The following is an 11,433-nucleotide window of genomic DNA, read 5'->3' as shown; positions in this document are numbered from 1 at the left end:
AGGTCAATAGAGAAAAAGTGGTTAGTGGTGAGTGATTCAGAAGATTAAACCTTACACGACTTACGCACTTAACCTTTTTGAGCTTTTGGATAAATTTAAAAGGCAAAATTTGCTATGACATCCTTTAATATTGAAATTCCCTCATCAATTTCATCCTTTGTAATTGTAAGGGGAGGAAGGAATCTTATACAATTATTACTTGGTGCGTTTATAAGAAGCCCCTTTTCTAAACATTGGCTTACAACCTTTTTTGCATCGCATTCTATATCCATTCCAATCATAAGACCAGCTTGTCTTATCTCTTTGTTTGGAATTTCTGATAGCCTTTCCTTAAAATATTTAGCCTTTTCCTTTACATCCTTTAGAAAATTATCATCTATAATAGAAAGCACAACCAATCCTGCCCTTGTTGATATGGGATTTCCTCCAAATGTTGAGGCATGCATGCCAGCTTGTAAAAGCTCACCCAACCCTTTTTTGCAAACCATAGCACCTATTGGAAAGCCTCCAGCCAAGCCCTTTGCCAATGTTATTATATCTGGAATAACATTATACATTTGATATGCAAAAATGTATCCTGTCCTTCCTATTCCTGTTTGAACCTCATCAAATATAAGTAAAAGGTCGTTTTTAAAGCAAAGCTTCCTTAATCCCTTAAGATATTCTTCTGTTGCAGGATATATCCCCCTTTCTCCCTGAATAGGCTCTACCATAATAGCAATGGTTTCTTTATCTATCTTTTTTTCTGCATCTTCTAATGAATTAAACTCAATATAATTAAACCCTGAAACCAAAGGAAAAAATCCCTTATGAATTTTCTCTTGTCCTGTTGCAGATAGGGTTGCAAGGGTTCTTCCATGAAAACTACCTTTGGCTGTAAGGATTTTATACCTTCCCTTTCCATAAACCCTTGCCAATTTAAATGCTGCCTCATTTGCCTCAGCACCTGAATTACAGAAGAATACCCTTCCTTTAAGGGATATATCTGAAAGCTCCTTTGCTAATAACAATTGGGCTTCTGTATAGTATAGATTTGATGTCTGGATAAGAAAATCAAGCTGCTCCTTTATTTCAGAAATAAGGACAGGATGAGAATATCCAAGTGGATTGCAGGCTAATCCTGATGTAAAATCAAGATAGCTCTTTCCATCACTATCATAAAGCCTTAAGCCAGAACCTCTTACAAAAAGTATATCAGGCCTTGTATATGTTGGACAAAGGTATTCGCTGTATTTCATTTCTTTTTAGAGAGAATAGAATGGAGCCATTTAATTTCTTTATGAAGACCAGAGGAAAGGCTTACTTTTGGAGAAAATGAGAGGTGTTTTTTTGCTTTTGTGATATCCGCTAATGTATCTTTCATATCTCCTTTTTGCTTATCTCTATATTCTATTTTTATGTCCTTTCCAATAAACCTTTCTATATCCTTTATTACATCATTTAATGTTACCCTATTTCCACCACCAATGTTGAATATACCCTCCTCATTAGATTCTGCTGCATGAATATTTGCATCAATAATATCAGAGACATAGGTAAAATCTCTTGTTTGGCTTCCGTCTCCATAAACTACTATAGGTTCATTCAAAAATCCTGCCTTTATAAACTTAAAGAATGCCATATCTGGTCTTTGATGGGGTCCAAATACCGTGAAATATCTTAAAGAAATAGCAGGAATGCCATAGTTTTTGCGATATAACTCAACAAGGTTTTCTGCAGAAAGCTTTGTTACGCCATAAGGAGAAAGTGGTTTTGGGATATACTCTTCTTTTAGTGGAAGGTGTTTACAATCACCATAGACAGAGGATGAAGAGGCATAAACAAATTTTTTTATATTTTTTTTCTTTATGCTCTCAAGCAACCTTTGGGTGGCAAGGATATTATCCCTTACATAGACATCAAACATATCCCAGCTCCTTCTAACCCCTGGCTGGGCAGCCTGATGGAAAACAATTTCTATATCTTGCAGGATACTTGAAAGGTTCATACTTAATAAATCCCCCTCTATTAGTTTAAATCTCTCATTATCCAATAATTCCTTAATGTTCCTCTCCTTATATTCCCTTGGATAATAATCAGAAAATTTGTCAATCCCAACAACATCCTGCCTTTTCTCTATCAAAGCGCTTGCAAGATGAGAACCAATAAACCCAGCAACACCGGTAATTAATACTTTCATATTTTTCCTTTTAGGCGGATTGCATCCCATCCGCCTCTTCCTATCTCTATAATCCCTCCGGCAATTCCAAAGAAAAAAGAGATGCCAAATATTACGCCTGTAAGAATAAATGCCTTCTCTCTTGCTATCCCAAACTGTTCAAACAATATAAGATATGCTCCCTCCCTTAAGGAAATTCCACCCACAGATATAGGAATAAGCATAGATAGGATGGCTAGGCTTGAGATAAACCCTATAGTAAAAAATGAAAGCCTTACATCAAGGCTCTTTAAGACCAGAAGAGTTCCAAGAATCCCAAAGAGCTGGGTGATAATAGATAATGTAAAAGACAAGAAAATAAGCCAGGGATTCTCCTTTTTAAGCAAGGATAAAGAGCCTGAAAATCTTTTAAAAAAAGGCATATTAAGAATAAGAAAGAATCCAGAGATAACAGCCATACCGAGAAATGCCATTTTTAATAGAAGATTATTGCCAAAAAAGACTGGCGAGACAATCAGGGTTGAGATTATAGCGATAATAATGAGGCTTATTATTCCAATAAGTCTATCCAGAAGAATTGAAATGCCTACATCAGCTTTGCTTTCTATATCTTTATAAAGTTTCACTCCCCTTGCTACCTCATTGCTTATCTGAGTTGGAATAAAAAGACTATAAAATGCCCCTAGTAGATTGTAACAGAATAGGCTTTTTATAGATGGCTTTTTATATCCTAGTCCCAAAAGCAAGATCTTCCATCTTAGACTTAAAAGCCAAAGGCCGATTATGGAGATAAAAATGTTTAACAAGATCCAGAAAAGGTTAAGGGAAAAAAGGCACTCCCATAACCTTTTTGTATCTACCCTACTTATAAGATACCACAGGATAGCAAGGAGGAAAGCAATCTTTAGCCACATCAACTTCACTTCTGTTTCATCCTCATCAAATCCATTGTTAAACCTATAGCAAAGAGATTAAGGGATGAAAGAAAAGAGATAATAGCAAGACCTATCCAGAGGTCTTTGCCTAAAAATAGCCATAAAAGGAATAGTATTAAGCTTAAAATGAAAGAAATTCCTACTAGAGGAAGAATTGCCTTGATGGGATTAAAATAAAGAAGGGTTTCAGTAAGTATCTGTCCTGTTCTTAGGGTATCCCTTATATACCGAACATGAGACCTTCCCTTTCTTTTGTGATATTGAATCGGGACAAACTTTACAAAGCAGCCTTGGCGAAGTAAATTTAAGGTTAAGGTAGTGGAAAATGAAAAGCCTGGGCAGATAATATGGCTAATCTTTTCTATTATCCCTTTTTTGAATATCCTCATTCCTGAATTAACATCGGGTATCTTTTCTCCGGTTACATATTGTGCCATCCATTGAAATATTTCCCTTGCTGGTTGTTTTAAAATACTACCCCGATAATGAACCCCTTTTCTTGCACCAATTACCATATCAAATTCATTACTAAATTCCAATAATTTAAGGAAATCTTCGGGATTGTAGCTTCCATCACCATCCATCATCCCTATAAGGTCATATTTGGCATTTTCTATTCCCTTTAGTATTGCCCTTCCATAACCTGCATTAATAGGATGTCTTATAACCCTTGCCCCTTTTTCTTCTGCTATCCTTCCCGTATTGTCAACTGAGCCATCATCAACAACAATTATCTCAAAATCCCTATTTGTAGATAAAAAAACATTTTTTGTCTTTTCTATAACCTCGCCAATTGCCTTTTCTTCATTAAAAACAGGGATAACAATGCTAATTGCTTTCATCATTTTTTTAATTCCAATTTTCCTAATTCTAAAAGGCTTTCCAAATCTTTTATTTCTTGAGGCAATAAAGCTTTAAATAATTCACGAACATCATTTATTTTTTCATCGCCTGCTTGGCCTAACATTCGGCTAATATCGGCTATATCTTGAACACGACCAGATTTGTATTTTAGCAATATTAGATATTCAAGGGGCATAATAGGAAGACCCTGCAAATCTCTATTGTTTTGTGCCAGCGATACTGCATCTTCATAAGATTCGTCTAATTCTATTACATCTATAGACTCACCTTTGTAAGATAGCCATGATGAACCGGAGATGGTCAATTCTCCTTGATATTTAAAGCCATTAGATTTCAATTGCTCTCTTACTATTTCTCTATCCCTTGCTAATATTGCTATATCCAAGTCTTGGGTAGCCCTTTCTGGCATATAAAGGCGGCTACCTACCGCACCCACTACTGCCCAAGGAATACTCAATACATCACTTAAATCACACCATTTTCTTCTGGCTGTTCTTTTTTTAAGCATGTTAATATTACTCCCTGTGCCTTTTCGTTGATGCTTTCTTGCTAATTTTATCACTAATCTATGCGTTTCCATTCCTTTATACCCTTTACTTTAATCCAGCCTTCACCATATAATAGCCTTTGGAGTATCTTTGGAACACCATAACAGGAAGATGGATGAATTAATCTTAACAACTTCGAATCAAAGATATTATCTATTTTTTCTTCTAAAAAAACAGGTTGAGAATAATTTCTTCTAAACCATTGTTTAATCTCATCTTTGGTATATCTTTCCAGAATAGGTACATAAAAAACATCCAGGAGGTTGCAGAGAAAAAGCTTATTTTTAATTATAATGGAAAGTAAATTTTTGCCTATTTTGTAAGGAATTATTTTGGCTATTAAACGACCAAGGCTTATGCAAAAAGAAGCAATTCCTCCCTTACCATACAAACCTAAATAAATCTTTCCTTTTGTTTTTAAACATCTCGTCAATTCCATAGAACCAGATAAAGGAGAAATAGTGCGGTGGAGAACACCACTACAGTGCACAAAATCAAAAATCTCATCTTTAAAAGGAAGTTTTAAAGTGCTAGCTTGAATAAAATAAACATTTTTCTCTTCTTTGTTTAATTCTCTGGCTTTCTTCAAATTTTCAATTGCAATATCAATTCCTATAACTACCTTTCCCCCATGCATTTTCATGCTTGCAACAGCTCTATCTAAACCACAACCTGCATCCAAGCATATTTTGTCTTTGAAAAAATTACTCTCCTCATTTAAGAACGAGGGAGACAAAATCTGTTTTAGTTTTGCATAATGCTCCCTTCCCAAGGGATGGATTTCAGAATATAATATTGCTGTTTTGCTTTCTCTTATATCCATTTGTATTTATTCACCCACCATAAAATCTTCTATGGCTAATATATCCAACTCTCCCAATTTAAATGCCCTTACTGCATCCTCTGGAGAACAGACAATGGGCTCCTCATGCATATTAAAGCTTGTGTTTATAAGGATTGATAGCCCAGTCAATTTTTTGTATTCTTCCAAAATTTTCCTGGCGGAAGGATTACTAGTTTCTTTGGTAATAATCTGTGGCCTTGCTGTGCCATCTACATGGACAATAGCCGGAGCTTCCTTTTTGCACCTTTCTGTAACATCATAGGTAATCGTCATAAATTGTGCAGTATGACTTGAGCGTTCATCATAATCCTTCAAAAAATAGGGGGCATTCTCTTCTAAAATCACAGGGGCAAAGGGCATAAATTCTGTTCTTTTAAGTTTTTTATTAAGCCAGTCATTTACCGTTACATCGGTTGCTTGATAGAGGATAGAACGGTTCATTAAAGCCCTTGGTCCATATTCCATGCGTCCAGCAAACCTTGCTATTACCTTACCTTGGGCTAAAAGATTAGCAATTTCAGTCTCTATACAATCTGGTTGGTAATAGTTTAATCCCTCTTTTTTAAGGACTTGTTCTATTTCTTCTTTGGAATAAGATGGCCCAAAATACACATCTTTTAGTCTTTCTAAATGTTTATATTTTCCTTGAGAAAGGGATTCTTTTGCCCATAGGTATAACCCTGCTCCTACCGCTAAACCGCCATCACCCATATGGGGATGGATAAAAACACCCTCTACCCCCTCTATTTCTCTAATTCTTTGGTTTAGCTTGACATTTGCAAAAACCCCTCCTGCCAAAGCTATTCTTTTTTGTCCAGTTTTTTTGATTGCATCTTTAATATAAGAAACCATGTTTGTCTCTAAATGATACTGAATTCCTGCTGCTATATCCTTTTTAGAGTAACCTTTCAGCCTTTTTTTTAAATAGTTTATCTCAGGCCATAAATATCTTCCCCTATTTTCTGTAGAAAACTTACCTGGATTATAGCTTACTTCTTTCTGAAATATCAAAAATGTCTCTTTTGGATTTCCATAAGCTGCTAACCCGGTTATTTTTCCCTCATGATGGCCTTCGCGAAAACCACAGATATGTGTTATGTAGGAATAATAATAACCAATGGAGTGATAAAATGGTATTTGTTGAATTAACTCCATTTTTCCATCCTTTGCTACAAATACCTTGCTACAATATCCATCGCCCGCTGCATCGCTGGTTACCACTAAGCATTCATTCCAACCCGAGGTATAATAAGCAGAAGCAGCATGGGATTCATGATGCTCGATAAACTTAACCGGTGCTTTAACACCTATGCTTCCCAAATATTGAATTGTTCTTTTAAAGTTTTTATGTTTAATCGTGGTAAAGATTGCCCGGATAAGCTTTATTCCAGGTTCAGTTCCCGTAAGTACAGATGCTATACCTATAGAAGAAAGGCTCTGTAAAACTTTCGTATTAAAATCGCGTTCAGCTGCAGTAAAATTATCTATCTTGTTTCCCGACATTAAATTAGAAAAAGTCACAAACTCAACATCAGATGGTTTTACTCCTGCTATTTTGAAAACCTCCTCAATTGATCGTTCAGGAATACCCCAATAGAGCTTTTTTCTGTTTAGCCTTTCTTCATTAACCGCAGCAATAATCTTGCCATCATTTATTAACGCTGCCCCAGAATCATGCTGAATAGCTATGCTTAAGATTAACATTTTTTTCCAATGCATATATAATTTGTAGCTAAAAGACCATTTTTGCCAAATAATTCATCTATTCTATAGGCAAGAATTGTTATAATTTGATTTATCCTCTTTACTATTGTATAGATGATTGGTATATTAAAGCACAATGAAAGCAAGATAACCTGGAAAAAACTTACTATAAATCCAACAAATCCATTTGAAACCTCAATAGAGCTTACATCAAATCCTGCCTCCTTCATCAGAAAGGAGATTCCATATTTTGTAAATCTAAAATAATCCTCTGGTTCACCGTGTATATAAAAAATATGGGGAACGCTAACAATAACATAACCTTCGGGTTTTATAACACGATATATTTCTTCTAAGCCCCTCCAGGGTTTTTTTATATGTTCCAACACCTGCATACAAATGACTGTATCAAGGCTATTATTCAAAAAAGGAAGATTTTCAATATCTGCAATTACATCTAAGTCTTTATTTGTAACATACCTATCTATAGCTATATATCTGGTCTTGTCTAATAGGGTTTTATACACAAGATTTCCTGCTCCGATATCTAAACAAATTCCTTTAGTAAATCTATCTAGTCTTGGTTTTATCTTCTTTATAATAGAATAGTGAAAGGCGGTTAGATAGAAATAGTCCTTTTCTTTTATTTGATTTATCTTATTCCAATTTTGTTTAAACATTTGTGAAATATTGAGGCGAAACATATCTTAATTTTGTGATGAAATCAGTTAATCTTCTGGGAACACAATTTTTACAGGTCTTAAGTTTTCTTTCCCCTTTTTTCATCTGGTTTCTAAAGCTTTGCATACTTATTCCATTCCAGATGTTTTTAAATTCATCTTTAAAAATATTTCCTACACTAAACCCTGAGGCACACAAGCTACAGCAGGGATAAACATTTCCATAAACATCAATATATGGGGCTGTCCATGGCTCTAAACAGACATTTTTGGTATTAGCATCTATAAGGAGATATTTCTTCCAAAACTCCTCAAATCTATTAAGGATAAAATCAAGATCGGTTTTAATCTTTAATAACTTACTTTTTTTATAAGCATTTATTAATCTCTTTTGCAAATCCTCTTTTTCAATCCCCTCGATACATCCATCTTTATCTTGGATGGATGTTGCCTCTAACATCTGATAATAAATGGTATTAATGCCAAGATTATTTGCCAAATCAATAATTTTATCTATCCCATCCATATTGTCTTTCTGAATTGCAAAGTTAAATCGAAGGTTTGGGGCTTTTGAATGTAGCTTAAGCTTCATTTCTTTTAGGCTATTTATATTTTCTATTATTTTATCAAAATAATTTCCTTTTCTAATCTTAAAGTAGGTCTCAGGGGTTGCAGCATCAATAGATATGCCGATAAGATTAACCCCACTTTCTATTATCTCTTTTAGATACCGATCAGCCAGGATAAAATTTGAGGTGATAGTAACCCGTATATTTCTATCCCTACAATATCTTATCATCTCCCAAAGATTTGGTGCCATCATTGGTTCTCCTAATCCACTTAAAGAGACAAAGAAAGGATTTATATTGTTGATTAAACAAGTAAATTTCTCCATTTCAAAGTTTTTCTTTTCTTCGAATTTAAGAGTTGTTCTAGGGCACATTTTACAATCAAGGTTGCAGGTATTATTGGGTTCAATCTGAAGATACTTTGGAAGCGAAGCTACTTTACCACTTCTTAATAAAATGTTAAAAATATACAAAAGTAATTTCATTTTTTCCTTATTTTTACAACCTTTGCTGGAATTCCAACAACAATACTAAAGGGAGGTATACTTTCTGTTACAACTGATCCAGCCCCAATTATACTTCCTTCTTCAATTGTCACCCCTCCCAATATCTTTACATTTGCTCCAATCCACACATTGTTTTTTATTATAATCTTTTTACATAAACTCCCTTGAACAAAAATTGGTTTTTCAATATCATCAAAAATATGCTGAACTGTAACAATAAAAGATTGCCCAGCGATTAAAACATCATTTCCTATTTTGACACCACTTCCTTCTCCATAAATTTGGGAATTACTACCTATATTAGTATTTTCACCAATAATAACATAACCTTCATACCCACTTGAAATATAAGTATTGTTTCCTATTGTAGAGTTTCTGCCAATTACCAAACCTTGTTTATAAGAAGTTGGGATATCAAGATAAACATATTTGTCTAATATAACACCTTCTGAAAGAAAAACTTTTTTAGGGCATCGAATAGTTATATATGAGTCAATATATGTATTGCGGTTAATTCCCGGAAACATCCAGGGGTACAATAGTTTTCTAAAGAGCATTCCTATTCCACCAGAGATTTTACTTCCTATTAATTCAACAAATTCATATTTAATTAAATCTCCAAAATTTTTACTTCCAACAAACCGAAAAATATATTTATCGATTAATGATTCTTTTAATAAATTTATATGCCTAAAAGACACATTCTTACTATCAAGCATTTTATCCATTTTTCTTAATGGTTAATATAATGGGGTTATAAAAACCAAACCATTTTGAAATTATTCTAATTCCCTCTAACATACCCAACTTTTTTAAGAATTTTAGCCATTTTTTTATTTTACCAAGATCAGCCCACTCAGAAAATTCTAAGCTTTTCATCCTTTCCTCAAAAAGGTCGATCCCCCAACCTAAAACCTCGATATTGTTAAATTGCTTAAAGCACCTTTTAAGCCATCCTAGATTGATAAAATTTAATCTCTCAATTAAGGAATAGTTTCTTCCATAAAGCCTTACATATAGCTTTGCTACTACTTTCGGGAGATAAGGAATCCAAAATATTCCATAATGTCCCTCATAAAATGAGGCATAATTAGGGATTACAAATTGTAGATAACCACCTTTTTTGATTACGCGAATAGCTTCTTTTAAAACCTTCTTTGGGTCTTGAACATGCTCTAATACTTGGGTGGAATAGATAACATCAAAGCTCTCATCGCTATAAGGTATATTCTCTCCTTTCCCCAATGTTATTATATCTTCGGGAAAACCATTTAACTTAAGAAGCTTTAAAGAAATCTCATAACAATCTTTATCTGGTTCTAATCCATAAGCATCAAAACCTCTTTCTCTTGTTGCTACTATAAATCCTCCATATCCACTTCCTAATTCTAATATTTTTTTTCCTTCTAAATCCCCAACATATCTTAATAAAACATCGATTTGCTCTTTCATCCTTGTCTCAGATACAAAATCATTTGCTATTTTATCTAAAGGCAGATTATTAACCCCATTATAATCCCTTTGGTAGCATCTCTTAATTTCAACTAATATCTCGTCGCTCACTGTCATTTTTAGCTTTTGTCTTAAATGATTATTTTTTAACCCCTCTTACAATAAAATTTGAAGAACTCTTAAATCTTCCCGTTTGAGGACAAAGCAATTCAAAGCTTAATCCCCTTTTTTCAAATAATACTTTCATTTCTTCGCTAATATTATTAAAATATCACCTTTGCAAGATAAGTTAAGGTAAAATAAAAAATAAACTATTTGGCTTAAAACCTTTCTAAATACCCCAAACCTTCCCTCTGTAATTTGAGGAGATTTGTCCAACAGAAACCTATGGATAGGTGAGTAAAAAGGAAAACCCCATTCAATGATAGAAATAGAAGCAAAACCTGCATTCTTTAGTTTTTCTACCAGTGATTCCCGTGTATAGCTTTGAACATGGCCTATCATTTTTTCTGATTCTCTTATCCTACCTTGAATAGTTGTAATAATGAGATATTTATTTGTCATTTTTGCCATATTTGTTAATGCAGCGGTATCCTCTTGAAGATGTTCTATTACATCACAACACATCACTAAATCAAAGGTTTTCGCTAAAAAATCTTTTTGGATATCCAATGCCACAAAATTTCCTTTAGGAATAAGCTTTTTTGTTTGTAATATTGCTTCCTTTGAGAGGTCTATTCCCCAAACCTCATCTATCTTTCTATCTTTTAAGAACATAGAAAGTCTCTTCCCATTTCCACAACCCACATCAAGTAAAGAGGTAATTTTTACACTTTTTAATAATTTTTTTACCAATCTTTGTTCATGCCTCAAAGATGGGCCATATTGAGAGCAATCTATCCACTTGTCTTTCCATATAATTTCATAATCAACATCCATTTTGTCTTTTACTTGATTGTTAAATAACTTAAACTGTTAGCTAACGATACGTTGTGTTGTAATATTCTTTTCATCTTTTAGGTATTGAGCAGGGGTTTTATACCGAAAAACTCCTAAGCCTTTTATTTTGATTATAGTCATCAACAAACTCTAATAGCTTACTATTTAAATTTATTATACTCTCAAATTTATATTTTGTCAAGAGGTTATTTTTTATGTTCTTATTAAAACTTT

13 protein-coding genes are annotated in these 11,433 nt (G+C 33.7%); all 13 read right to left on the bottom strand.

Annotated features, from left to right (window positions below; all coding sequences use genetic code 11):
* Window positions 1–95 precede the first annotated feature (95 nt).
* Entirely contained in the window at window positions 96–1,238 is a 1,143-nt protein-coding gene (locus AB1630_01785) for an aspartate aminotransferase family protein (GenBank protein MEW6102541.1), read from the bottom strand.
* A complete protein-coding gene (locus tag AB1630_01780) occupies window positions 1,235–2,179 on the bottom strand; it encodes an NAD-dependent epimerase/dehydratase family protein (protein ID MEW6102540.1) in 945 nt (314 codons plus the stop codon). The genes AB1630_01785 and AB1630_01780 overlap by 4 nt, the downstream gene beginning before the upstream one ends.
* Window positions 2,176–3,072: a lysylphosphatidylglycerol synthase transmembrane domain-containing protein gene (locus tag AB1630_01775; GenBank protein ID MEW6102539.1), complete on the bottom strand. Its 897-nt coding sequence runs from the start codon at window positions 3,070–3,072 to the stop codon at window positions 2,176–2,178. Before AB1630_01775 ends, AB1630_01780 begins: the two co-directional genes overlap by 4 nt.
* Window positions 3,073–3,077: 5 nt before the next feature.
* A complete protein-coding gene (locus tag AB1630_01770) occupies window positions 3,078–3,938 on the bottom strand; it encodes a glycosyltransferase family 2 protein (protein MEW6102538.1) in 861 nt (286 codons plus the stop codon).
* Complete coding sequence (locus AB1630_01765) at window positions 3,935–4,519, bottom strand: hypothetical protein (GenBank protein ID MEW6102537.1); 585 nt, start codon at window positions 4,517–4,519, stop codon at window positions 3,935–3,937. Before AB1630_01765 ends, AB1630_01770 begins: the two co-directional genes overlap by 4 nt.
* Window positions 4,519–5,328 carry a class I SAM-dependent methyltransferase gene (locus AB1630_01760; GenBank protein ID MEW6102536.1) on the bottom strand — a complete coding sequence of 270 codons (810 nt, stop codon included), beginning with the start codon at window positions 5,326–5,328 and terminating at the stop codon, window positions 4,519–4,521. The genes AB1630_01765 and AB1630_01760 overlap by 1 nt, the downstream gene beginning before the upstream one ends.
* Window positions 5,329–5,334: 6 nt before the next feature.
* Window positions 5,335–7,053 (bottom strand): carbamoyltransferase C-terminal domain-containing protein, encoded by a 1,719-nt coding sequence (locus tag AB1630_01755; GenBank protein MEW6102535.1) that lies wholly within the window; start codon window positions 7,051–7,053, stop codon window positions 5,335–5,337.
* Window positions 7,047–7,733, bottom strand: a complete 687-nt coding sequence (locus AB1630_01750) for a class I SAM-dependent methyltransferase (protein ID MEW6102534.1) — start codon at window positions 7,731–7,733, stop codon at window positions 7,047–7,049. The genes AB1630_01755 and AB1630_01750 overlap by 7 nt, the downstream gene beginning before the upstream one ends.
* Window positions 7,726–8,787 carry a radical SAM protein gene (locus AB1630_01745; GenBank protein ID MEW6102533.1) on the bottom strand — a complete coding sequence of 354 codons (1,062 nt, stop codon included), beginning with the start codon at window positions 8,785–8,787 and terminating at the stop codon, window positions 7,726–7,728. The genes AB1630_01750 and AB1630_01745 overlap by 8 nt, the downstream gene beginning before the upstream one ends.
* A complete protein-coding gene (locus tag AB1630_01740; GenBank protein MEW6102532.1) occupies window positions 8,784–9,527 on the bottom strand; it encodes an acyltransferase in 744 nt (247 codons plus the stop codon). The genes AB1630_01745 and AB1630_01740 overlap by 4 nt, the downstream gene beginning before the upstream one ends.
* A 1-nt stretch (window position 9,528) precedes the next feature.
* Window positions 9,529–10,377, bottom strand: coding sequence for a class I SAM-dependent methyltransferase (locus AB1630_01735; GenBank protein MEW6102531.1), 849 nt, complete (start codon window positions 10,375–10,377; stop codon window positions 9,529–9,531).
* A gap of 126 nt (window positions 10,378–10,503) precedes the next feature.
* Window positions 10,504–11,199 carry a class I SAM-dependent methyltransferase gene (locus tag AB1630_01730; GenBank protein ID MEW6102530.1) on the bottom strand — a complete coding sequence of 232 codons (696 nt, stop codon included), beginning with the start codon at window positions 11,197–11,199 and terminating at the stop codon, window positions 10,504–10,506.
* Window positions 11,200–11,296: 97 nt separating this feature from the next.
* Window positions 11,297–11,433, bottom strand: a 137-nt coding sequence (locus AB1630_01725; GenBank protein ID MEW6102529.1) for an IS3 family transposase, incomplete at its 5' end; no start/stop codon positions are given.

Source organism: bacterium, assembly GCA_040753555.1.
GTDB lineage: Bacteria > UBA9089 > UBA9088 > UBA9088 > UBA9088 > JBFLYE01.
The sequence above is the reverse complement of the archived record's forward strand: the minus strand, read 5'-3'. Positions and strand labels throughout refer to the sequence as shown.

What these genes read in the sequence shown, in the direction of transcription:
- AB1630_01770 (MEW6102538.1), bottom strand. Translation starts at nt 3,938, where the DNA reads ATGATGAAAGCAATTAGCATTGTTATCCCTGTTTTTAATGAAGAAAAG.
- AB1630_01755 (MEW6102535.1), bottom strand. Translation starts at nt 7,053, where the DNA reads ATGTTAATCTTAAGCATAGCTATTCAGCATGATTCTGGGGCAGCGTTA.
- AB1630_01785 (MEW6102541.1), bottom strand. Translation starts at nt 1,238, where the DNA reads ATGAAATACAGCGAATACCTTTGTCCAACATATACAAGGCCTGATATA.
- AB1630_01740 (MEW6102532.1), bottom strand. Translation starts at nt 9,527, where the DNA reads ATGCTTGATAGTAAGAATGTGTCTTTTAGGCATATAAATTTATTAAAA.
- AB1630_01780 (MEW6102540.1), bottom strand. Translation starts at nt 2,179, where the DNA reads ATGAAAGTATTAATTACCGGTGTTGCTGGGTTTATTGGTTCTCATCTT.
- AB1630_01775 (MEW6102539.1), bottom strand. Translation starts at nt 3,072, where the DNA reads ATGTGGCTAAAGATTGCTTTCCTCCTTGCTATCCTGTGGTATCTTATA.
- AB1630_01760 (MEW6102536.1), bottom strand. Translation starts at nt 5,328, where the DNA reads ATGGATATAAGAGAAAGCAAAACAGCAATATTATATTCTGAAATCCAT.
- AB1630_01735 (MEW6102531.1), bottom strand. Translation starts at nt 10,377, where the DNA reads ATGACAGTGAGCGACGAGATATTAGTTGAAATTAAGAGATGCTACCAA.
- AB1630_01750 (MEW6102534.1), bottom strand. Translation starts at nt 7,733, where the DNA reads ATGTTTAAACAAAATTGGAATAAGATAAATCAAATAAAAGAAAAGGAC.
- AB1630_01730 (MEW6102530.1), bottom strand. Translation starts at nt 11,199, where the DNA reads ATGGATGTTGATTATGAAATTATATGGAAAGACAAGTGGATAGATTGC.
- AB1630_01745 (MEW6102533.1), bottom strand. Translation starts at nt 8,787, where the DNA reads ATGAAATTACTTTTGTATATTTTTAACATTTTATTAAGAAGTGGTAAA.